The sequence below is a fragment of the Citrobacter arsenatis genome (assembly GCF_004353845.1).
GTDB lineage: Bacteria > Pseudomonadota > Gammaproteobacteria > Enterobacterales > Enterobacteriaceae > Citrobacter > Citrobacter arsenatis.
Window position 1 is genome coordinate 3,478,813 of the sequence record NZ_CP037864.1, and the last position, 22,041, is coordinate 3,500,853.

19 protein-coding genes are annotated in these 22,041 nt (G+C 53.1%); 3 read left to right on the forward strand and 16 right to left on the reverse strand.

Annotated elements, in window-relative coordinates:
• Nucleotides 1–12 precede the first annotated feature (12 nt).
• The 9 genes from ccmB to napF are packed head-to-tail and all read right to left on the reverse strand — an operon-like array spanning nucleotide 13 to nucleotide 7,147.
• Nucleotides 13–672, reverse strand: coding sequence for a heme exporter protein CcmB (gene ccmB / locus E1B03_RS17980; RefSeq protein ID WP_003027542.1), 660 nt, complete (start codon nucleotides 670–672; stop codon nucleotides 13–15).
• Complete coding sequence (ccmA, locus tag E1B03_RS17985) at nucleotides 669–1,289, reverse strand: cytochrome c biogenesis heme-transporting ATPase CcmA (RefSeq protein WP_103770418.1); 621 nt, start codon at nucleotides 1,287–1,289, stop codon at nucleotides 669–671. The genes ccmB and ccmA overlap by 4 nt, the downstream gene beginning before the upstream one ends.
• 20 nt (nucleotides 1,290–1,309) lie before the next feature.
• Nucleotides 1,310–1,912 (reverse strand): cytochrome c-type protein NapC, encoded by a 603-nt coding sequence (gene napC, locus E1B03_RS17990; protein ID WP_006683729.1) that lies wholly within the window; start codon nucleotides 1,910–1,912, stop codon nucleotides 1,310–1,312.
• 9 nt (nucleotides 1,913–1,921) lie between these two features.
• Complete coding sequence (gene napB / locus E1B03_RS17995) at nucleotides 1,922–2,371, reverse strand: nitrate reductase cytochrome c-type subunit (protein WP_103770417.1); 450 nt, start codon at nucleotides 2,369–2,371, stop codon at nucleotides 1,922–1,924.
• On the reverse strand, nucleotides 2,368–3,231 hold the full coding sequence (napH, locus tag E1B03_RS18000; protein ID WP_103770416.1) for a quinol dehydrogenase ferredoxin subunit NapH: 864 nt from the start codon (nucleotides 3,229–3,231) through the stop codon (nucleotides 2,368–2,370). The genes napB and napH overlap by 4 nt, the downstream gene beginning before the upstream one ends.
• Nucleotides 3,218–3,913 carry a ferredoxin-type protein NapG gene (napG, locus tag E1B03_RS18005; protein ID WP_043017004.1) on the reverse strand — a complete coding sequence of 232 codons (696 nt, stop codon included), beginning with the start codon at nucleotides 3,911–3,913 and terminating at the stop codon, nucleotides 3,218–3,220. The genes napH and napG overlap by 14 nt, the downstream gene beginning before the upstream one ends.
• A 6-nt stretch (nucleotides 3,914–3,919) precedes the next feature.
• On the reverse strand, nucleotides 3,920–6,406 hold the full coding sequence (gene napA, locus E1B03_RS18010) for a nitrate reductase catalytic subunit NapA (protein ID WP_103770415.1): 2,487 nt from the start codon (nucleotides 6,404–6,406) through the stop codon (nucleotides 3,920–3,922).
• Entirely contained in the window at nucleotides 6,403–6,666 is a 264-nt protein-coding gene (napD, locus tag E1B03_RS18015) for a chaperone NapD (RefSeq protein WP_016153776.1), read from the reverse strand. The genes napA and napD overlap by 4 nt, the downstream gene beginning before the upstream one ends.
• The gene (gene napF, locus E1B03_RS18020; RefSeq protein WP_003834634.1) at nucleotides 6,656–7,147 is read right to left on the reverse strand and encodes a ferredoxin-type protein NapF; all 492 of its coding nucleotides are present in this window, start codon (nucleotides 7,145–7,147) and stop codon (nucleotides 6,656–6,658) included. The genes napD and napF overlap by 11 nt, the downstream gene beginning before the upstream one ends.
• A gap of 414 nt (nucleotides 7,148–7,561) precedes the next feature.
• Here napF and eco point away from each other — a divergent pair, with 414 nt between their 5' ends.
• The gene (eco, locus tag E1B03_RS18025) at nucleotides 7,562–8,059 is read left to right on the forward strand and encodes a serine protease inhibitor ecotin (RefSeq protein WP_103770562.1); all 498 of its coding nucleotides are present in this window, start codon (nucleotides 7,562–7,564) and stop codon (nucleotides 8,057–8,059) included.
• Between the two features lie 95 nt (nucleotides 8,060–8,154).
• Here the strand turns inward: eco and mqo are convergent, their stop codons facing one another.
• Complete coding sequence (mqo, locus tag E1B03_RS18030; RefSeq protein WP_103770414.1) at nucleotides 8,155–9,816, reverse strand: malate dehydrogenase (quinone); 1,662 nt, start codon at nucleotides 9,814–9,816, stop codon at nucleotides 8,155–8,157.
• A 278-nt stretch (nucleotides 9,817–10,094) separates the two neighbouring features.
• Here mqo and E1B03_RS18035 point away from each other — a divergent pair, with 278 nt between their 5' ends.
• Entirely contained in the window at nucleotides 10,095–11,342 is a 1,248-nt protein-coding gene (locus E1B03_RS18035) for a SulP family inorganic anion transporter (RefSeq protein WP_103770561.1), read from the forward strand.
• Here E1B03_RS18035 and mgtE read toward each other — a convergent pair.
• The 6 genes from mgtE to E1B03_RS18065 form a co-directional block, all read right to left on the reverse strand.
• Complete coding sequence (gene mgtE, locus E1B03_RS18040) at nucleotides 11,305–12,741, reverse strand: magnesium transporter (RefSeq protein ID WP_103770413.1); 1,437 nt, start codon at nucleotides 12,739–12,741, stop codon at nucleotides 11,305–11,307. The genes E1B03_RS18035 and mgtE overlap by 38 nt on opposite strands.
• Nucleotides 12,742–12,846: 105 nt before the next feature.
• The gene (locus E1B03_RS18045; RefSeq protein ID WP_103770412.1) at nucleotides 12,847–14,490 is read right to left on the reverse strand and encodes a multidrug ABC transporter permease/ATP-binding protein; all 1,644 of its coding nucleotides are present in this window, start codon (nucleotides 14,488–14,490) and stop codon (nucleotides 12,847–12,849) included.
• A gap of 75 nt (nucleotides 14,491–14,565) precedes the next feature.
• Entirely contained in the window at nucleotides 14,566–15,216 is a 651-nt protein-coding gene (gene alkB, locus E1B03_RS18050; RefSeq protein ID WP_103770411.1) for a DNA oxidative demethylase AlkB, read from the reverse strand.
• A complete protein-coding gene (gene ada / locus E1B03_RS18055) occupies nucleotides 15,216–16,280 on the reverse strand; it encodes a bifunctional DNA-binding transcriptional regulator/O6-methylguanine-DNA methyltransferase Ada (protein ID WP_133086688.1) in 1,065 nt (354 codons plus the stop codon). Before ada ends, alkB begins: the two co-directional genes overlap by 1 nt.
• A gap of 79 nt (nucleotides 16,281–16,359) precedes the next feature.
• Nucleotides 16,360–17,412: an FAD:protein FMN transferase ApbE gene (apbE, locus tag E1B03_RS18060; RefSeq protein WP_133086689.1), complete on the reverse strand. Its 1,053-nt coding sequence runs from the start codon at nucleotides 17,410–17,412 to the stop codon at nucleotides 16,360–16,362.
• 114 nt (nucleotides 17,413–17,526) lie between these two features.
• Nucleotides 17,527–18,627, reverse strand: coding sequence for a porin OmpC (locus E1B03_RS18065; RefSeq protein WP_133086690.1), 1,101 nt, complete (start codon nucleotides 18,625–18,627; stop codon nucleotides 17,527–17,529).
• A 737-nt stretch (nucleotides 18,628–19,364) separates the two neighbouring features.
• Between E1B03_RS18065 and rcsD the strand changes: the two genes are divergently transcribed.
• A complete protein-coding gene (gene rcsD / locus E1B03_RS18070) occupies nucleotides 19,365–22,034 on the forward strand; it encodes a phosphotransferase RcsD (protein ID WP_133086691.1) in 2,670 nt (889 codons plus the stop codon).
• Nucleotides 22,035–22,041: the final 7 nt, after the last annotated feature.

Here is a 22,041-nt window from a genome sequence, read left to right on the forward strand (position 1 = left end):
ATCTCATTCTCGCTATTGCACGCTTATCCGTAACGCCGCGGCCGTAGCAAACGGGCTTAACGTGGCGCTGCCAACCAGCAACGCGCCCAGAATCGCCATGTAACCTTCAACCGGTAGGTGCATGGATGCCGCATCCATCGCGGCGGTCGCAAAAATCAGTAAGGGTATGGTAAGCGGGAGTACCAGCACGCTTAACAGCACACCGCCGCGCTTTAAGCCCACCGTCAACCCTACACCCGGCGCGCCGAGAAAGCCCAGCGTCGGCGTTCCCAGTAACAAGGTCAGCGCCATAATTTTCCAGCCGTACATATCCATGCCCAGCAGCAGCGCCACCAGCGGCGAGAGGATCAGCAGCGGCAGGCCGGTTACGACCCAGTGCGCCATCACTTTCGCCAGCACCACGGCCGGTAGCGGCAGCGGCAGCAGCATCAGTTGCTCAAGGCTACCGTCCTGCAGATCATCACGAAACAGGCGTTCCAACGCCAGTAACGACGCCAACAGTGCCGCAACCCAGATGATACCCGGCGCAATGCGCGCCAGCAGTTGCGGCTCCGGCCCAATGCTCAGCGGGAACAGCGTAATTACAATCAGGAAGAACCATAAAGGATTGGCGATTTCCGCACTATGACGAAACGCAACTCGCAGTTCTAAACGGAAGATTCGCCACATCATTGCGTTACCCTCTCGCTGGTCAGCGCAATACGTCGCACTTTATCGGTTTCGACATTGAGCGGTTGATGGGTAGTGAGGATAACAATACCGCCCTGCTCCGTATGTTGTGCCATACGCTGAGTCAGTCGCTCAACGCCGTTCACATCAATGGCGGTAAAGGGTTCATCGAGGATCCACAGCCGGGCGCGGGTCAGCCACAAACGGGCCAGCGCCACGCGCCGCTGTTGCCCGGCGGAAAGTTGGTTCACCGGAAGATCTTCATATCCGGCAAGTCCCGCCTGCGCCAGCGCAGCCAGACACTGTGCGATGTCACCGTCATGGTGGAAGAAACGCAGGTTCTCCAACGCCGAAAGCCGGGTTTTTATCCCCGGCTGATGTCCGATCCACAGCAGTTGCTGATGGTAGCTGTCCCGCACGTGATGTAGCGGTTGCTCTTGCCAGCAAACCTCCCCTGCATCGGGACGCGCCAGCCCGGTAAGCAACCGCAGCAGAGTGGTTTTCCCTGCGCCGTTGCTGCCGGTAATTTGTACCCATTCCCCTGCGTTAACGCGAAATGACAAATCGCTGAACAGTATTCTGTCATCCCGCTCGCAAAGTAATTCTCTGGCTTCAAGCATACCTGGTTATCTACATCCTGTTAAAAGCCCGGTTTGACTTCGCGCATATCAGGCAGTTTGTGCGCTATCCCTTTATGACAGTCAATACAGGTTTGCCCGTCTTTCACGGCCTGGTCGTGCATTTTGGCCGCAACGCCTTTCTGGGCGGTTAAATCCATAAACTCGAAGTTGTGACAATTGCGACACTCTTGCGAATTATTATCTTTCATACGCCGCCACTCATTCTGCGCCATCGTTAAACGATGGTCTTCAAATTTCTGCGGTGTATCTATTAACCCCAGTGCTTTCGCGTACAGCTCTTTACTGGCCTTGATCTTACGGATCATTTTCGGAGCCCACTCATGTGGGACGTGGCAATCAGGGCAAGTTGCTCGCACACCACTGCGGTTGTTGTAGTGTACGGTTTCCATGTATTCCTGGTATACCGTATTGCGCATTTCGTGACAGCTAATGCAGAACTCTTCTGTATTGGCCTTTTCCATACCGGTATTAAAGCCGCCCCAGAAAATAATGCCGCCCACAAAGCCGATTAACAACAGCGTGCCGAGCGCCAGACGGCTGGGGCGACGCCACCATTGCCAGACGCGCTTAATCCAGCCTGGTTTACGGTTAGAATTTTCCATAATGACCTCTTATTTCCCGTAACCTTTCGAGGGGGTGAAGGTATTTTCAACAATCGGCGCGGCGTCAGCCTGCGGAACGTGACATTGCAGGCAGAAATAACGACGCGGCGCGACTTCAGCCAATACCTTGCCGTCGCTGTCCATAAAGTGCGTCGGACTGATGCGCGGCGCACCGGTGGTGCGATAGCTTTCCACACCGTGGCATTGCAGGCAGCGGTTAGTGTTAGTCGTCACCTGATACCCTTCAACGCTGTGCGGAACCATCGGCGGCTGATTCACATAGTTCAGCGGCATACGCACTTGCTCTTTCGGCATGCGAATCGCCCCTTCCTGTGTCCCTGAGACTTCCGGTGACTGGCTCAGATCCACTCCGTTTGCAGCCCAAACGGCCCCACTGACGACCAGGGTAAGCAGGGCCGCCCATTGACTCAGCTTTTTAATCAGGTCATGGCTTTTCATTGTTTCGCTCCCGAACTCCATCGTGTTGTTATTGTAAAAACATCCTCAGAACAGACATCCACGCAGCGACCGCAGGCCATGCAATCGCGGCTGGTTACCTGCACCGGACTTTGCTCATCCAGCACCGGCGCACGTAGCACATGCGGTTCCGGGCAAACATGAAAACAATCCATACAGCGGTTACATCTGTTACGTTCTTTTGCCGAAACGGTTAATGCACCTTTACTCCCCACCACGCTATACAGCGCACCCAGTGGGCAAAGATGCCCGCACCAGCCATGCTCAACGACCAGTAGATCAAATAAAAACAGCGCGAGGATCAGCAGCGCTCCGCTGCCAAATCCCATTACCAGGCTGCGTCCGAGTAGAGAAACTGGGTTTATCCACTCCCACAGCAACGTACCGGTCAATGCGGAACCAACCAGGATAACCACCAGCAGGACGTAACGTATATGGCGCGGCAGGGTTGCGGACTGATTCAGGTCAAACCTTCTGCGCAACCAGCTGGCTAAATCGGTGACCGGATTCATAGGACAAACCCAACTGCAAAACAGTCGCTTACCGGCCAGGGCATACAGCACCGTGATGATGGCCGCCCCCGTTAACGCCACCGTCGCCGGCAGGTGTCCACTGGCCAGGCTTTGCAGGGTAATCAGCGGATCGGTGAACGGAATGGCGTCCAGCAGCAAACTACTGCTGTAGTTACCATGCATGATCCACACGCCAAGCCACGGGCCGCTCAGGAACATCGCCAGTATCAGAAACTGGCTCAGACGACGCAGTAGCAGCCAGCGATGGCTCTTCCACCATCCTTTTTTTGCCTGCGCTTCACGCCCGGCATCCCGTTTACGATTTGCCATTGTTCCCCTCCAGCCAACCGAAGCGGTAATGGTGTCCTAACTCCCCTTTCGCCAGCGACAGCGGCAGCACTTTTATTGCTGGCTGTTCCAGTACGCAGACTTTTTCGCATTTCCCACAGCCGGTACAGGCATCGCTGTGCACGGTTGGAATAAACCGCGCATGCTTGCCGGTACGCATGTTGCGGTCCAGCTCCAGGGTGATCGCCTCATCGATTTTCGGGCACTCGCGATAACAAACGTCGCAGCGCAGCCCTTGATAGTTAAGGCAGTTTTCGTGATCCAGCAGTACCGCCAGTCCCATACGCGAATCGTCAATGGATTCAATTTCCCTGTCCAACGCGCCGCTGGGGCAGACTTTGGCGCACGGAATGTCCTCACACATTTCGCAAGGAATATCGCGGGCGACAAAATACGGCGTACCGGCCGCCAGCCCGGAGGCCAGCGTCGCCAGTTTTAGCGTGTCATACGGACACGCCTGAACGCACTGACCGCAGCGCACGCAGGCGCTGGCGAATGCTTCCTCGCTCAGTGCGCCTGGCGGACGCAACCGCACGCCGCTTGCACGCGCGGTTTGTTGTTGCAACCCCAGCGCCACGCCAACGACGGCCAGCCCACCCGCTGCGCGAACCATGTCGCGCAGAAAGCGGCGGCGGCCATTTTGGGGTTTTGCTGACCGGGACATAACGCGTTACACCTTCGCCAGTTTCACGGCGCACTTCTTGAAATCCGTCTCTTTGGAGAGCGGATCCGTCGCATCCAGCGTCAGGTTGTTCACCAGCTGTGCGGCGTCGAAGAACGGCATGTACACCAGCCCCTGTGGCGGACGGTTACGCCCGCGCGTTTCAACAATCGAGATCACTTCGCCACGGCGGGAAACCACTTTGACTTTATCGCCACGGCGCAGATCGCGTGCTTTTGCATCCAGCGGGTGGATAAACAGCACCGCTTCCGGGAACGCACGGTGCAGTTCAGGCACGCGACGCGTCATGCTGCCGGTATGCCAGTGCTCCAGCACGCGACCGGTAGAAAGCCACAGGTCGTACTCTTTATCCGGCGCTTCGGCGGCAGGTTCAAATGGCAGCGCGAAGATGACCGCTTTGCCGTCCGGCTTACCATAGAACTTGTAGCTTTCCCCCGCTTTCACATAAGGGTCGTTGCCTTCGCTGTAGCGCCACTGAGTCTCTTTACCCTCAACGACCGGCCAGCGTAAGCCGCGCGCTTTGTGGTAATCATCAAACGGCGCAAGGTCATGCCCGTGGCCGCGACCAAACCAGGCGTACTCTTCGAACAACCCTTTTTGCAGGTAGAAGCCCAGCTCGCGGGATTCATCGTTCAGTTGATCTTCAGCCAGTTCAGCCACCGGGAATTTCGTTACTGCTGGCGTAGCAAACAGTACGTCGTACAGCGTTTTGCCGCGCAGCTCCGGTTTCTGCGCCAGCAGCTCTTCCGGCCAAACTTCTTCGGTTTTGAAGCGACGAGAGAACTGCACCAGTTGCCACAGATCCGATTTTGATTCGCCCGGCGCTTTAATCTGCTGACGCCAGAACTGAGTGCGGCGTTCCGCGTTACCGTAGGCCCCTTCTTTCTCTACCCACATCGCGGTCGGCAGGATCAGGTCAGCAGACAAGGCGCTGACCGTCGGGTACGGATCGGAGACGATGATGAAGTTGCGCGGATCGCGCCAGCCCGGCATACGCTCTTCGTTGATGTTCGGACCGGCCTGCATGTTGTTGGTACACATCGTCCAGTAGACATTGAGCTTGCCATCTTTCAGCGCGCGGTCTTGCGCCACGGCGTGCAGACCGATTTTTGCCGGAATGGTCCCTGACGGGATATTCCAGTGCTTCTCGCAAATATCACGGTGTTTTTCGTTCGTTACCACCATATCCGCAGGCAGACGATGGGAGAACGTACCGACTTCACGCGCGGTCCCGCAGGCAGAAGGCTGACCGGTCAAAGAGAACGGACCGCAGCCCGGCTGGGAAATTTTACCGGTCAGCAGGTGCAGGTTATAGACCAGGTTGTTGGCCCACACGCCGCGAGTGTGCTGGTTGAAGCCCATCGTCCAGTAGGAGATGACTTTTTTCTTCGGATCGGCATACAGCTGCGCCAGCTGTTCCAGTTGATCTTTCGGTACGCCGGTCATTTCGGCGGTTTTATCCAGCGTGTACTCAGCAACGAAAGCTTTGTAATCCTCAAAGCTCATCGGTTCTGAGGCATCGGATCCCGGATTCTTCGCCGCTTTTTCCAGCGGATGGGTTGGACGCAGACCGTAGCCGATGTCTGTCACGCCTTTACGCAGGTTAACGTGTTTGCTAAAGAAATCCTGGTTTATCGCATTGTTTTGAATGATGTAGTTCGCGATGTAGTTGAGGATCACCAGATCGGTTTGCGGCGTAAACACCATACCGTTATCCGCCAGCTCAAAGCTGCGGTGCTGGAAGGTGGAGAGAACCGCGACGTTCACGTTAGGATCGGACAGACGGCGGTTGGTGATGCGTGACCACAGGATCGGGTGCATCTCTGCCATATTCGCGCCCCACAGGACGAAGGCATCGGCATGCTCGATATCGTCATAGCAGCCCATCGGTTCATCCATACCGAAGGTACGCATAAAGCCGACTACCGCTGACGCCATGCAGTGACGTGCGTTCGGGTCGATATTATTGGAACGGAAACCCGCTTTAAACAGTTTGGCTGCGGCATAACCTTCCCAAATCGTCCACTGGCCAGAGCCGAACATACCGATAGATTCCGGGCCTTTCTCTTTCATCGACGTTTTGAATTTCTCTTCCATCACGTCAAATGCCTGGTCCCAGCTAATCGGGGTGAACTCGCCTTCTTTGTGATACTTGCCGTCTTTCATGCGCAGCATCGGCTGCGTTAAACGGTCTTTTCCGTACATGATTTTCGGCAGGAAATAACCTTTGATGCAGTTAAGCCCACGGTTAACCGGCGCATCCGGATCGCCCTGGCATGCCACAACACGCCCTTGCTGCGTCCCGACCAATACGCCACAGCCCGTCCCGCAAAAACGGCACGGGGCTTTGTCCCATTTGATGGCTTCTTGCTGACCGACTACCGCGCGGGCTACGCCCGGCACGCTTAACCCGGCAGCCGCCGCAGCGGCCGCAACGGCGTTAGCTTTCATAAAGCTACGACGACTGAGTTTCATGGTGTTTCCTCACCTTGCTCATCCTGCTGGTGATAAACCAGCGACACCGCCAGTACGCCCGCAACGTTGCGTACTGACTCAATAGTTTTCATTAACGTTTCGCTGTGCTCAGCTTCCACCACCACGATCAACTGACCGCTTTCGACATCGCTGAGTGCAACTTCGCAACCCGGAAACGAACGCAACTGGGTGGCGATATCATTGATATGCTGACTTTTGGCCTGAACGACCAGGCTGCAGACCTGCCAGTTATTGTCCATGGTTGTACTCCGCGTTAATGGCTGATACCGGACAGATAGCGACACAGGCACCACATCCGTTACAGTCCTGATTGTCGAGCTGCGGCTGATAAATGCCGGACAGCGTGGGACGAAAGGTTATTGCCATGGGTTCACAGCTATCCTGACAGCGATGACATTCAACGGACTGATGTGCGAGACAGTTTTCCCCGATCGTAAAATTCAGATCCCATGCCCTGGTGTGGCGCGGAAGAAAAAGTGATTCGGGACAGGCTTCTGCGCAGGCATAGCAAAAGCTGCACTCGCCGTGTTTGAAATTTACGCTCGGATAACCACCCTGGCCTCGCTGCAGGATGTCGGTTTCGCACGCCTGGATGCAGACGTCACAACGGAGGCAATGGGCCAGAAAGTGAGAGTCTTCCTTGCTCCACGGCGGACGGATCCCTGCGCTGGCGTTTCGCCAACTGCCTGTCAACATGCCTCGACGGGATAAATCAACCATGACATTGTCCTTCCATAATGACGCCCTCCCTCGGCGGGTTGAACGACATAAAAAACTGCACTATTTATGAGTAGTTATTTTTAGCCGTAAGATATTTCAGGATGTGTTAGAGGTGCATACCCCAATTGGGGTAAATGCTGTTGCCGGATCAAAGGAGTGTTGAGTTGGCGGGAAAAAATGCGCTTTTGCTCACATTTCAATGAGTTATATAACAATGTATATAACGACTTATTCAAAAAGATAAAGATATCAATATTAGGATAATTCCTAGGATATATCTCTAACATGGCAGATAAAAAAACACCTAATACACTTTAAATATAAGTAAATCCAGATTAATAGATTATCCAAATATGTTAACCTGCTACAGACTCGTTCATAAGACAGAAGAAAGGAAACACTGTGAACAATAAGATGAAGACAATTGTCCCTGCCGTACTTTTCGCCGCCTTTGCCAGCACCTCTGCATGGGCTGCCAGTAACGATGCCGCCGCTCAACCGCTGGAAAAAGTCGCCCCTTATCCTAAGGCGGAAAAGGGGATGAAACGCCAGGTTATCCAGCTAACCCCTGAGAAAGACGAATCTACTCTGAAAGTAGAACTGCTGATCGGACAAACGCTGGAAGTTGACTGCAACCAACACCGCCTGGGCGGAGAACTGGACAGCAAAACGCTGGAAGGTTGGGGATATGACTACTACGTCTTGGACAAAGTTACATCTCCGGTTTCAACCATGATGGCCTGCCCGGACGGTAAGAAAGAGAAGAAATTCATTACTGCTTATCTGGGTGATGACGGTATGCTGCGTTACAACAGCAAGTTGCCGATTGTTGTCTACACCCCGGAAAACGTGGAAGTTAAATATCGTATCTGGAAAGCGGAAGAGAAGATTCAGGACGCAGTCGCGCGCTAAATGAGAATGTGCCGGATGGTGGCGTATCGCCTTATCCGGCCTACAGGCGCAGGAACCATGCCGGATAAGCGCAACTGCGCCATCCGGCATTTTATTTACAGTGCGATATCCGCGACGGCTTTCTGCTCAGACTGCGGTTGTGCCTGAGGTTTCAGCTGTGGCTTTGGCGCTTCATCAGCAACCTGCGGCTTGTCATATTTCAGCCCCAGAACCTCACTGGTGTACTGCAGCTCTTGTTCCGTAGCCGCAATGTTACCGTTCAGCTTAGTACCATAAGACGGAATAATGGTTTTCAGCTTCGCCTGCCACTCGGGGCTAGCCACTTTATCTTTAAACACTTTTTCCATCAGATGCAGCATAATCGGCGCGGCGGTTGACGCACCCGGAGAAGCCCCCAGCAGCGCAGCAATCGTGCCTTCTTTATCGCTGACGACTTCAGTGCCCAGACGCAGCACGCCGCCCTTCTCCGCATCGCTTTTGATGATCTGCACACGCTGGCCCGCCTGCCATAAACGCCAGTCTTCTTTTTTCGCCTGCGGATAGTACTCTTGCAGCGCGGCGAAACGGTCGTCGTCACTGAGCATTACCTGGCTTACCAGATATTTAACCAGATCGAAGTTATCCAGGCCCACGTTGACCATCGGCATAAAGTTTGAGGTGGTGGTCGAGCTGAGCAGATCCCACAATGAACCGTTTTTCAGGAACTTGGTGGAGAATGTCGCGAACGGCCCAAACAGCACGACGCGTTTGCCATCAAGGATACGGGTATCGATATGCGGTACGGACATCGGCGGCGCGCCAACGGAAGCCTGACCGTACACTTTCGCCAGGTGGCGATTTACCACATCCGGATTGTCCGCAACCAGGAACTGCCCGCCAACCGGGAATCCGGCATAGCCTTTCGCTTCCGGAATGTCGGTTTCCTGCAACAGCTTCAGCGCAGCGCCACCAGCACCGATAAAGACAAACTTCGCCTTGATATCGTGTTCCGCTTCGTTATTTTTCAGATCGGCGACCGTCACCGTCCAGCTATTATCAGCATTACGCTTAAAGCCACGGACTTCGGTGCTCAGTTGCAGCGCAAAGTTGGGCTTTTTCTGCAATGAAGCAATCAGTTGGCGCGTGATTTCGCCGTAGTTCACGTCAGTACCAATCTCGGTACGCGTTGCTGCAACTTTCTGCTGCGGATCGCGGCCTTCCATGACCAGCGGCGCCCACTCTTTGATCTGCGCGTGATCTTCGGAATAACGCATACCACGGAATAAGGTGCTCTGCTGCAGTGCGGTGTAACGGGCGCGCAGGAAGTTGACGTTCTCGTCACCCCAGACAAAACTCATGTGCGGAACGGTGGTGATAAACGAGCGTGGTTCATGCATCACGCCATTATTGACCTGATAGGCCCAAAACTGGCGGGAAATCTGGAAGGCTTCGTTGATTTCGACGGCCTTTTCAATGCTGATGCTACCGTCAGCCTTTTTAGGCGTGTAGTTCAGCTCCATCAGTGCGGAGTGTCCCGTTCCGGCGTTATTCCAGCCGTTTGAGCTTTCCTGAGCAACGCCATCCAGTCGCTCAACCATGGTCATTGACCATTGCGGCTCAAGTTCCTGTAAATAGGTTCCCAACGTGGCGCTCATGATGCCGCCGCCAATCAACAGTACATCCGTTTCCTGCTCTTCCGCCGCTTTCGCTTTTGCTGCCATCGAGACAACGTTCAGCCCTACAGCCATGGTGAAGAGCATGGCAGTCACTTTTTTCATAATGTTAATGCCTTACTTTTAGTATCGCTTTTTTGCTTTTAATGCAGGTGAAAATCGAGCGGCACCAACGGTAACACTTAAGTAAAAATAATTAAATATTGTTTATAAATTATATTTAATTTTTAAAAATGTTATTAATACGTTGATAGTTTATACGGTTATTGACAATCATTTCTGGAAACCGGTCCGCCAGACGGGTACTATGCTGCGCTTTGCTATTCACCGCACGGATGCCTGTCGGTCTGCTGTTTCAGGCCATTTTTGACCTGAGTTTAACTATGTCTGCAACTCAAACATCCTCTGTCGCTGCGCCGAATAACGCCACTCGTGTCGTCCTGCGCCAACCCCGTCTACTGGTTCGTGAAACGCTTGCCGGTGTGGTAACCGCCCTGGCGCTGATCCCGGAAGTGATCTCTTTTTCCGTTATCGCCGGTGTTGATCCTAAAGTCAGCCTGATTGCCTCGGTCGTACTGTGCCTGGCGATGTCCTTTTTAGGTGGACGTCCGGCAATGGTAACCGCCGCTGCAGGCTCGGTTGCGCTGGTCATTGGTCCGATGGTGCATCAATACGGGGTACAATACATCCTGCCTGCGGTGGTACTGGCCGGGATTATTCAGATCCTGTTTGGCGTAATGGGGATGGCGCGTCTGATGCGTTTCATTCCTACGGCCGTCATGACCGGTTTTGTCAACGCGCTGGGTATTTTGATTTTCTTTGCCCAGGTCCCGCATTTCTGGGGTAAAAGCCCGCTAATCTGGGGACTATTTGCCCTGACGCTGCTAATTGTGCTGTGGGTTCCGCGGTTTATTAAAACGATCCCCGCGCCGCTTATCGCCATCGTGCTACTGACCGTGTTCACTGTTACCAGCGGACAACTGTTACCAACCGTCGGTGACGAAGGTTCAATGAGCGGCGGTCTGCCAGGATTAACGCAGTTACTCGTACCGCTCAACCTGCACACGCTGGCGATTATCTGGCCCTGCGCGCTGAGCATCGCTTTTGTTGGTTTGATGGAGTCGCTGTTAACCGCCCGTCTGGTGGATGACCTGACGGTTACGCCGTCGAATAAGAATCGCGAAAGCACCGGACTGGGGATTGCCAATATTTTGGCCGGATTTTATGGCGGTATCGCCGGATGCGCGATGATTGGTCAAACCATCGTCAACGTCGAGATGGGTAAAGGACGTAGCCGCGTCTCGACGGTTGCCGCCGGGCTGGTACTGTTGCTGTTAGTCACTGCGTTAAGCGAAGTGATGGCGAAAATCCCCATGTCGGTGCTGGCGGGGATTATGGTGATTGTAGCGGTGAAAACCTTCAGTTGGCACAGCATCCAGCCCGGCACGCTGGCAAAACTCCCCGTTACTGAAACGTTGGTGATGCTGGTGACCGTCGCAGCGACCGTGTCGACCGGCAACCTGGCGATTGGCGTGGTTGCCGGGGTGATAACGATGCTCATTCTGCCACGGATCGTCAGACGCAAACGTACGGCTACATCAGAAACAGCGTTGCCAGACCGAGAAAAATAAAGAAACCGCCGGTATCGGTGATTGCCGTAATCATGACGCTCGAGCCGACCGCCGGGTCGCGCCCGAGCTTCACCATCGTCATCGGAATAATCACCCCCATCAACGCCGCCATCAGCAGATTGAGCATCATCGCCAGGGTCATCACACCACCAAGCGCCATGTCATCATACAGCCACCAGGTAATACCGCCCATAATTCCGCCCCACACGAGGCCATTAATCAACGCCACGCCCATTTCGCGTAGGATCAAAAACGTCAGGTTTCCCGGCTGAATATTTTGTAGCGCCAGCGCGCGTACGATCATGGTGATAGTTTGATTCCCGGTGTTGCCGCCGATCCCTGCCACAATTGGCATCAGCGAGGCCAACGCCACCAGTTGCGAAATCGTATGTTCAAAGCCGTCGATCACCCGCGAGGCGATAAAGGCGGTACACAGGTTAACCGCCAACCACGCCCAGCGGGTTTTTACCGCTTTGGTAACAGGAGCAAATACGTCCTCTTCGGCGCTTAAGCCCCCCATTCGACGTAGATCGGTATCGGTTTCTTCATAGACCACATCGACGATCTCATCGATGGTTAAACGGCCCATCAGTTTGCCTGAAGGGTCAACGACTGCGGCACTGACCAAGTCATCACGTTCAAAGGTACGCGCGGCGTTTTCGGCGATATCTTCCGGAGAAAAGGTGAGCGGGTCATCTTCCATCACCTCGCTGACTTTTCGCTGCACGTCATTGAGCAGAATGCAGGTCAGGGTAAGTTCACCAACCAGTACTTTATTACGATCGGTCACGAAGAGTTTATCGGTGTTCTCCGGCATTTTACCCAGCCGTCGCAGATAGCGTTGCACCACTTCCAGCGTCACGTCCGGGCGCACGGTGATGACTTCGAACTCCATGATCGCACCGACGCGATTCTTCTCGTAGTGCAGCACCTGGCGAACGCGCGCCCGCTCCTCGGCCGGCAACGTCGCCAGCAGTCGGCCAGTGAGGTTACGCGGGAGATGCTGGACCAGATAAATCTGTTCGTCGATATCAAGGTATTGCAGGGCATCCAGCAGCTCGCGGTCGCTCATCTCATCGATCAGATCGTCCCAGACGTTCTCTGACGCCTCAAGCAGAACGTTACCGCGCTTTTCACTTTCGACCAGCCGCCACAGGGCGTGGCGCTCTTCAGAAGGTAATGCCTCAAGGGTATCTGCCAGATCGGGTGGTGGCAGGTGGGCGACCAGCGCCCCTACCTCAGCAATATCGTCGGCTAACGTACCGACGTCATATTGCTCAGCCAGGGTAAGCTTGCCCAAAAGCGTTGAAACAATGGCTTTATCAGTGGTCAACAACCAGATAAGACGCGCACGCTCTTCATCACGCAGCCTGGCGCTGTTTTTGTTTATTGCGGACATTAATCATAAATCCATGATATGAAATATCATTAATCATGATGCTGATTTATGTAAATAACAATAAACAGCGCCGCCGGGTGGACAAAAAACCGGCGGCATGTGGGATCATGCAGTGCGCGCCACCGCGTCACGTGAGGCAGCATCACGCTCATCGCCCAGCAGCTCGCTCAGTTGTCCGTTACGCATTTCCAGCAGGCGATCGGCGTGAATAAAATAGTGATCGTCATGGCTGATGGCAAAAATGGTTTTCCCCATTTCCTGCATCAGCGGTAATAACACCTGATAGAACTCACGACGGAAGTGTGGATCCTGATCCGCAGCCCATTCATCCAGCAGAATGATGTCACGCTCCTCCGCCAGGGCCAGCAGCAGTGCCACGCGTTTCTTCTGCCCTTTCGACAGCTTCAGATTGAGGATACGGCCATCGTTTAGCTCCAGCTTGTGACCCATCTTCAGATGTTCCAGCCACTTCGCCACCAGTTGAGGATTGGCTTCTTTGCCTTCCGGCCCCAGCAGTTTGTCAAACAGCCAGACGTCGGTAAACACGGCGGAGAACAGCTTGCGATAGTCTTCCGGCTTTTCAACGGCAACGGCCTTGCCATCAAGCAAAATTTCACCTGACTGCGGCTGGTATAGCCCGGTCAGTAACATCGCCAGCGTAGATTTCCCGCTACCATTGCCACCAATCAGGAAGATCAATTCACCGCGATGAATAGTCAGATTCACCGGCCCGACGGAAAACGCATTATCCTGATAATGGAACACGACATTACGCAGCTCCAGCGTTTGCCAGTTCGGAAACGCGGTTGGACGCGGGAATTCAGCCTTAAAAGGTGCCAGTGCGAATTTATTCAGCTTGTTGAACGCCACCTGCGCGGTGAGCAGCGTCGGCAGCGCACCAACGGCAGAGAGCAGCGGCGTACGCAGGAATAACAGCGTCAGAGAATAGGTCGCCGCCACGGCGGTATCCGCCCAGCCCAGACTGTTAGCCATCCAGAACACCAGGCCAATGGCGCCCAGCATCATGATGTTCGACCAGTTGACCGCGCTCAGGTGGAAGGTATCGGCACGGATAATATGATGACGGTACTCTTTAGCATCCGGGACGTACATCTGATTAAAGATATGCTCGGCGCGCTCGCGGTTGAGCGTCAGCTCTTTGCGCCCTTCCAGCACGGTCTGATAATCGTTATACAACTTGTCTTCAGTTTCACGCAGGGTAGCCATGTGTTTATACACCCGCGCCACCAGCACAAATCCGCCCCAGATGGTAATTGCCATCCAGATTGCCGTTACCAGCAACATTTTGGTCGACAGCATCGCCAGATACGCCGCCGACCCGACGGTGAGGATAATTCCCTGTACCAGCTCAGGCAGACGAACAAAGGCGATGGTGATGTTGCGGATATCGCTGGTTAAACCGGCCAGCAACGAAGCGCTGCCAAGTTGTTCTATACGCTCGACGTGGGTATCCAGAATACGTTTAATAAATTCGCTACGCAGCCGGTAGACAAAGTGGTGGCCAAGCGTGGTCAACGCCAACTGAGAGCCGAGCGTGACAACCATCAACAACAGCAGCAGGCCAAGAAACTCCGGTAGCACCATCAACGTAGTGTCGACCGTTTCAATCAGGCGCTGGTTGATAAACGCAATCAGCCCAATCCCCAATGCGGCGCTGGCGAGGCTGAGCGCCATGACGCTGATAAATGGCCAGCGATACTGCCGCCAGACAAGAAGTAAAAGTTCCATGCACACAACCCGGACAAGTAATAACAGCCCGCAGTTTAAACATCTCTTCGCTGACAGCAATAATAATTCTTATTTTTATTCTTTTTTACCCGCCTGGCGAAACGTCAGGTTGTAGCGACAATCTCCGGTCAACGGATGATACCCCGTCTTAAGCGGCTGGATCCCATGATAAAACAGCCGCGAATTTCCGCCCCACACCACGATGTCGCCATGCTCCAGCAGCAAACGCTTCAAGGGGTCATTCCGGCGCAATCCGCCAAACTGAAAGATGGCCGGCAGCCCCAACGACACCGAGACAATCGGCGCCCGCAGGTCAGGCTCGTCTTTATCCTGATGCAATGACAGCTTTGCCCCTGGCGTGTAGCGGTTGATAAGGCAGGCATCGGGTTGAAAATCAGCATAGCCCGCCGCCGTTGCCGCCTGTTGGCACAGGTCAGCAAATGCATCCGGCAGCGGCGGCCAGTGCGCACCGGTTAGCGGGTCACATGGAGAATACAGGTAACCATGTTGATCGGTCGTCCAGCCCAAACGACCACAGTTGGTCATCGCCACCGACATCGTGTAGCCGCCGGGTGTTACCATCTGGCGAAACGGCGACTGTCTGGCAACAGCCGCTATCGCCTGCAGCAAAGACGGTGCGCAGTCAAAAGCAAAACGTCGCAGAATCACCGCGCCGGACGCCAGCGGTTCCTGCCAGGGTTTTGTATCCGCAAAAAGATCGAGCATTATGTTTCCTCGCGAGTGGCTTCACGTTGTAGTAACTGTGCTTTACGCGCAGTACCCCATCGGTATCCCGAAAGCGCACCATCACCACGGATCACCCGGTGACACGGAATGACAATCGCCAGTTTGTTGGCCCCACAGGCACTGGCTACCGCACGCACCGCCGTTGGTTTGCCAATAGCGCTGGCCAACTGTTGGTAGCTCACCGTTTCACCGCACGGAATTGCGCGCAGCGCCTGCCACACCTGCTGCTGAAATGCGGTTCCCCGGATATCCAGGGGCAGCGATAGCGACGCGTCACGCGAATTGATCGCGGCGATCACTTCGCGCACGCGCTGCTGAAAATCGGCATCTGCAGCAACATCCTGCGCGGCGGGAAACAGCTCATGCAATTGCGCAACTAACGTAGCGTCATCATCGCCAAGCAAGATCGCACAGATACCCCGCTCGCTTTCCGCCACCAGGCAGCGACCCAGAGTGCAATCGGTGAGGGTATAGCGCACAGAAACATTGTCGCCGCCTTTACGAAATTGCTTTGCGGTCATGCCTAGCGCCTGATCCGCTTGCCGGTAGTAGCTGCTGCTGTCGGGGAATCCGGCGTTGAGAATCGCCTGCGTTACCGGCGTGCCTTTTGCCAGGGCATCGCGCAGACGACGGGCACGCCAGGACTGCTGCCATGCTTTTGGAGTCATACCCATCGTGGCTTTGAACATACGGTGTAAATGATACGGGCTCATCGCTACCTGCTGCGCCAGCTCGTCCAGCGTGAGAGGCGACTCTTGCTCCAACAGCTGGCAGGCGTGGGCAATTTTCTCCAACCGATGCTGCTGTGCGCTGTCTTTATCCGGTTGGCAGCGTTTACAGGGACGAAAACCGGCAGCCAGCGCTTGCCGGGCATCGGCAAAAAAGCTGACATTTTTGCGCAGCGCATGTTTCGCCCGACAGGATGGACGGCAGAAAATACCGGTGGTTTGGACGGCGAAAACAAACTGACCGTCAGCGTCGGCGTCACGATCCACAACGGACTGCCAGCGGTCATCATCAGTTATGCGTAAACGATTTTTCATTATGGACTCCTTTGTTAAGCATAGCGCTTAGCCTCAGTGTGTCCTCATAGGCGGATACAAAAACCCGCAATCTTGCTTTTTAATTTTTTTCGCTGACCAGGAAGCTTTTGAACTGCGGCGACATCCAGGTTTTAAACCCCTCGCCCTCTTTCATAATCATATAGACCGCGAGTCCTTCGCGACGTACCACCTCTTTGGCCTTTTCCGGGCCAAGGACCATCAATCCGGTATCCCAGCCGTCAGCCTCCAGCGCCGTTGGGGCAATCACCGTCACGGACACCAGGTTGTGTTCAATCGGACGACCGGTTTGAGGATCGATAACATGGGAAAGGCGCTTACCGTCCAGCTCATAATAGTTACGATAGCTGCCAGAGGTACTGATGCCATGCCCGTTAATGTCGACAATCGCCTGCACCGCGTTTTCTCGATCGGTCGGTTTCTGAATCGCGACTCGCCACGGTTGCCCTTCTGCATTCATACCGCGGCTGTTCAGCGCACCACCAACGGAAACCAGGTAACGGGCGATCCCTTCCTGCTCCATTAATCGAGCCAGATGATCGGCGGCATAACCTTCGCCAACGGTCGAGAGATCCACATAAAGATTAGATAAATCTTTTTGCAAATAGTTTCGATGCGCCTCGTTAACGACCTTCAGATGCGAAAGCCCGGTTTGCGCTTTTGCTGCGTCAATTTGCGCGTCGGTCGGAATATGCACTGGTTGTTGATCCGGGCCAAACCCCCACAGATTGACCAACGGTCCTACGGTGATATCCATGGCCCCATCGGTTTTTGCGCCAATGCGTAGCGCCGAAGTCACGATATCCGCCATGGCATCATTAACCGGCCAAAGCGACAGGCTTGTCGACAGGTTAAAGCGCATCAATGCAGAATCATTTTTATAGGTAGAGAGAAGCTGATCGTCGGCATCCAACTGAGCCTGGATCTTCGCCTGCAGTTCTCCGGCGCGTTTGGCATCGACCCCCACCGCACTGACCCGCCAGAAAGTGCCCATGGTTTTACCTTCCAGAACGGTAGCAGGTTGCGTGGTCTGAGCGGGTTTCGGGGCCTCATCGCACCCGACAAAAAAGATCGTCACAGCCAGCAGTGCTGCGCGATAAAAATTCATTTCCATACGTAATTATCCTCATGCGAACGGGCGCAAGAGTACACCAAAAATCGTTGTTTGTACGGCGAAAAAAGGCATTAAAAAAGGCCCCGCAGGGCCTTTTTACAACATGTGCGCAGATTAGAACTGATAAACCAGACCCAGCGCTACGATATCATCGGTACCGATACCAGCATCACGGGTGAACTGATTGTCATCCAGCAGGTTGATTTTGTAATCAACATAGGTGGACATGTTTTTGTTGAAGTAGTAAGTCGCGCCAACATCAACATATTTTACGATGTCCTGGTCGCCATAGCCACGACCCAGGTCTTTACCTTTGGACTGCAGGTAAGCCACGGACGGACGCAGACCGAAGTCGAACTGGTACTGAGCAACGGCTTCGAAGTTCTGTGCTTTGTTAGCCCAGCCCAGGGAGCCCGCACGCGTTGCGTTGTAGGTCTGAGTGTACTGAGTTGCAAAGTAGAAGTTGTTCGCGTCGTATTTCAGACCACCGGTGTAGGTTTCAGCACGATCGCCAGTACCGAAGTTCATACGGTTCTGCTCGTCAGTACGTTTAGAGCTGGTGACCGCAGTACCCAGAGAGAAGCCTTCACCGATATCATAAGTGATGGATCCGCCAACGCCGTCGCCGTTCTGGCGCAGCGCTTCACGACCATTGTTGGTCACGCCGGTCATACCTTCGCCTTCCGGGCTACCGTTTTTACCCTGATACTGCAGGGCAAAGTTCAGGCCATCAACCAGACCGAAGAAGTCAGTGTTACGGTAGGTCGCGAAGCCGTTACCACGCTGCTGCATGAAGTTATCAGAACCGTAGGTGTCGCCGCCGAATTCCGGCAGAACGTCGGTCCAGGACGTTACGTCGTAAACTACGCCGTAGTTACGACCGTAGTCGAAAGAACCTACATCAGCGAATTTCAGACCAGCAAACGCCACACGAGTCCAGGAGTTGTTCTGAGATTCAGGCGCGTTACCCTGAATCTGGTATTCCCACTGGCCGTAACCGGTCAGTTGGTCGTTAACCTGAGTTTCGCCTTTGAAGCCGATACGCATATAGGTCTGATCACCATCAGCGTTCTTATCATCGGAGAAATAGTGCAGACCGTCGACTTTGCCGTACAGGTCTAATTTGTTGCCGTCTTTGTTATAAATTTCAGCCGCATTTGCGGTACCTGCTACCAGCAGTGCTGGTACCAGGAGGGACAGTACTTTAACTTTCATGTTATTAACCCTCTGTTATATGCCTTTATTGCTTTTTTATGCCACTGCATACTGATTAAGGTCATTAACCAGTCGGCAACTTCATTCTCCGCAAAAACAAAGAATAATCCAACACGAATATGATACTAAAACTTTTAAGGTGTTTCATTTATCGGTATAGATGTTTCTAAATGTTAATACCAGGGAACTTTTTTAAATTCAAAAAATAGGCAAAATAAGCACAAATAATCAAGAATTATTGAAATATCATTTAAATTCAATTAATTACAAAGAAAAAGTTTATAGCACTGAATGACAAAACAAAATCTTCACTCGCAACTAAAATAGACCCGCTATCATCATTAACTTTATTTATTACCGTCATTCATTTATGAATGTCTGTTTACCCCTATTTCAACCGAATGCTTCGCGTTCGGTTTTTTTTTACCCTTCTTTACACAAAACTTACCGTTCTGTGCTACCGATGCAAAACTATAACGACTATTAACTATCTCATCGTCTCAGAATCGGATATAAAATTGATAATTAATTTCTTGTTATTTAATGCTAAATGTATACATTCCGTACAAATATTTGTACTCGCCTTTCTCTACTGTACACCTTTGCATCACAACGGCTGCAACAACATGGGGCGTAAAAATGCGGCTCATACAACATAGTGTAAGTATGGCAATTCATACATTACCCTTTATACTGCCCCTTCATCTTTCGCGTCGTTTAACAGGTCATAAACACGAATGAGCCAGTCTGACACAACGGCCTCTACCCGATTCTCTCTGCTACCGGGAAGTATTACCCGTTTCTTCTTATTACTGATCATTGTGCTGTTGGTGATGATGGGCGTTATGGTCCAGAGCGCCGTCAACACCTGGTTAAAGGATAAGAGCTATCAGATTGTCGATATCACCCATGCGATTCATAAAAGAGTCGATACCTGGCGATACGTGACCTGGCAAATCTATGACAATATTGCCGCCACGGCCAGTTCGCCTGGTGCTGAAGGGCTGCAAGAAACACGCCTGAAACAAGACGTCTATTATCTTGAGAAACCCCGCAGAAAGACCGAGGCGCTGATTTTCGGTTCCCATGACAGTTCTACGCTGGAGATGACCCAACGCATTTCCAGCTATCTGGATACGCTGTGGGGCGCGGAAAATGTCCCGTGGTCAATGTATTACCTGAATGGCCAGGACAATAGCCTGATCCTTATCTCTACGTTGCCGCTAAAAGATCTGACCTCGGGATTTAAAGAATCGACGATCGGTAATATTGTCGATTCACGGCGTGCGGAAATGCTACAGCAGGCCAATGCGCTGGATGAACGTGAAAGCTTCTCTTCACTGCGCCGCCTGGCCTGGCAGAACGGGCATTACTTTACGCTACGCACAACCTTTAATCAGCCCGGACATCTGGCAACGGTTGTCGCCTTTGACCTGCCGATTAATGACCTGATCCCGCCCGGCATGCCGCTGGACAGCTTCCATCTGGAACCTGATGCCACGTCCACGACCGAGCACCTGAATGAAAAAGAGTCGCCTGACAGCGTCAGTATCAATTTCAACAACAGTAAAATTGAGATCTCTTCGGCGCTAAACTCAACGGATATGCGGCTGGTGTGGCAGGTTCCGTTCGGCTCATTGCTGATCGACACGCTGCAAAGCATTCTATTACCGCTGTTACTGAACATTGCGTTGCTGGCTCTTGCACTGTTCGGCTATACCACCTTTCGCCACCTCCCAGCCCGTTCCACCGAAGTGGCACCAAATCTTGCGGCCAATAATGAATTGCGCGTTTTGCGCGCGATTAACGAAGAGATTGTCTCTCTGCTGCCGCTGGGCTTGCTGGTACACGATCAAGAAGCAAACCGTACGGTAATCAGCAATAAAATTGCCGATCACCTGCTGCCACATTTAAATCTGCAAAATATTACCAGCATGGCGGAGCAGCATCAGGGAGTGATTCAAGCCACCATCAATAATGAACTGTATGAAATCAGGTTATTTCGCAGCCAGATCTCCTCAAGAACGCAGATCTTTATCATTCGTGACCAGGACCGGGAAGTGCTGGTTAATAAGAAGCTGAAGCAAGCGCAGCGACTGTATGAGAAAAACCAGCAGGCCCGCGCCGCCTTTATGCAGAATATTGGCAGCGCGCTGAAAGACCCGGCTAAAACCCTGGCCGCTAATGCCGCCGCGATCGATACCCCTGACAGCCAGAAACTGGCAGATCAGGCAGACGTTCTGGTGCGTATGGTTGATGAAATCCAATTGGCCAACCTGCTGGAAAGCGACGACTGGAAAGGTGAGTCCACGCTGTTTTCCGTACAGGCGTTAATTGATGATGTGGTTCCGGAGGTTCTGCCAGCCATTAAACGTAAAGGGCTGCAGCTACTGATTAAAAATCACCTTAGCGCCCATGACGAACGCCGTGGCGACCGCGACGCTCTGCGCCGCATTTTGCTGCTGCTGATTCAATATGCGGTAACCACCACCCAGATTGGCAAAATCACGCTGGAAGTCGACCAGGATGAGTCAGAAGCTGAGCGCCTGACCTTCCGCATTCTGGATACCGGGGAAGGCGTCACGTTGAATGAAGTTGATAACCTGCATTTCCCGTTCATCAACGACACGCAGGGCGATAGATATGGTAAAGCCAACCCGCTGACGTTCTGGTTATGCGATCAGCTCGCCCGCAAGCTGGGCGGACACCTGAATATTAAAGCGCGGGAAGAACTTGGAACACGTTATATAGTCCATGTTAAAATGCCGCTGCACGATCAACATGCTGAAAGTGAAGAACGTTTGTTGGATGACGTCTGCATAATGGTTGATGTCACCTCTAACGACGTACGCAGCATTGTATTACGTCAACTGGAGAACTGGGGGGCAACCTGCATCACCCCTGATGAACGGTTGAATAGTCAAGAATATGATCTCTTTTTAACTGATAATCCGTCTAATCTTACTGCCTCAGGCCTTCTTTTAAGCGATGATGAGTCTGGCGTACGGAAAATTGGCCCTGGCCAACTGCGCGTCAACTTTAATATGAGCAACGCTATGCAGGAAGCTGTCCTCGAGCTGATAGAAGAGCAACTGGCACAAGAGGAGATCCAGGAACTCCCTCTCGGCGGAGATGAAAACGCCGAACTTCATGCCAGTGGTTACTATGCGCTCTTTGTAGACACAGTACCGGATGATGTTAAGAGGTTGTATACTGAGGCAGCAACCAGTGATTTCGCTGCGTTAGCCCAAACGGCCCATCGCCTGAAAGGCGTGTTTGCCATGCTTAATCTGGTACCCGGCAAGCAGTTATGTGAAGCGCTGGAACATCTTATTCAAGAGAAAGATGCTCCAGGTATAGAAAAATACATCAGCGACATTGACGGTTACGTCAAGAGCTTGCTGTAGCAAGGTA

What these genes read in the sequence shown, in the direction of transcription:
- ccmB (WP_003027542.1), bottom strand. Translation starts at nt 672, where the DNA reads ATGATGTGGCGAATCTTCCGTTTAGAACTGCGAGTTGCGTTTCGTCAT.
- ccmA (WP_103770418.1), bottom strand. Translation starts at nt 1,289, where the DNA reads ATGCTTGAAGCCAGAGAATTACTTTGCGAGCGGGATGACAGAATACTG.
- napC (WP_006683729.1), bottom strand. Translation starts at nt 1,912, where the DNA reads ATGGAAAATTCTAACCGTAAACCAGGCTGGATTAAGCGCGTCTGGCAA.
- napB (WP_103770417.1), bottom strand. Translation starts at nt 2,371, where the DNA reads ATGAAAAGCCATGACCTGATTAAAAAGCTGAGTCAATGGGCGGCCCTG.
- napH (WP_103770416.1), bottom strand. Translation starts at nt 3,231, where the DNA reads ATGGCAAATCGTAAACGGGATGCCGGGCGTGAAGCGCAGGCAAAAAAA.
- napG (WP_043017004.1), bottom strand. Translation starts at nt 3,913, where the DNA reads ATGTCCCGGTCAGCAAAACCCCAAAATGGCCGCCGCCGCTTTCTGCGC.
- napA (WP_103770415.1), bottom strand. Translation starts at nt 6,406, where the DNA reads ATGAAACTCAGTCGTCGTAGCTTTATGAAAGCTAACGCCGTTGCGGCC.
- napD (WP_016153776.1), bottom strand. Translation starts at nt 6,666, where the DNA reads ATGGACAATAACTGGCAGGTCTGCAGCCTGGTCGTTCAGGCCAAAAGT.
- napF (WP_003834634.1), bottom strand. Translation starts at nt 7,147, where the DNA reads ATGGTTGATTTATCCCGTCGAGGCATGTTGACAGGCAGTTGGCGAAAC.
- eco (WP_103770562.1), top strand. Translation starts at nt 7,562, where the DNA reads ATGAAGACAATTGTCCCTGCCGTACTTTTCGCCGCCTTTGCCAGCACC.
- mqo (WP_103770414.1), bottom strand. Translation starts at nt 9,816, where the DNA reads ATGAAAAAAGTGACTGCCATGCTCTTCACCATGGCTGTAGGGCTGAAC.
- E1B03_RS18035 (WP_103770561.1), top strand. Translation starts at nt 10,095, where the DNA reads ATGTCTGCAACTCAAACATCCTCTGTCGCTGCGCCGAATAACGCCACT.
- mgtE (WP_103770413.1), bottom strand. Translation starts at nt 12,741, where the DNA reads ATGTCCGCAATAAACAAAAACAGCGCCAGGCTGCGTGATGAAGAGCGT.
- E1B03_RS18045 (WP_103770412.1), bottom strand. Translation starts at nt 14,490, where the DNA reads ATGGAACTTTTACTTCTTGTCTGGCGGCAGTATCGCTGGCCATTTATC.
- alkB (WP_103770411.1), bottom strand. Translation starts at nt 15,216, where the DNA reads ATGCTCGATCTTTTTGCGGATACAAAACCCTGGCAGGAACCGCTGGCG.
- ada (WP_133086688.1), bottom strand. Translation starts at nt 16,280, where the DNA reads ATGAAAAATCGTTTACGCATAACTGATGATGACCGCTGGCAGTCCGTT.
- apbE (WP_133086689.1), bottom strand. Translation starts at nt 17,412, where the DNA reads ATGGAAATGAATTTTTATCGCGCAGCACTGCTGGCTGTGACGATCTTT.
- E1B03_RS18065 (WP_133086690.1), bottom strand. Translation starts at nt 18,627, where the DNA reads ATGAAAGTTAAAGTACTGTCCCTCCTGGTACCAGCACTGCTGGTAGCA.
- rcsD (WP_133086691.1), top strand. Translation starts at nt 19,365, where the DNA reads ATGAGCCAGTCTGACACAACGGCCTCTACCCGATTCTCTCTGCTACCG.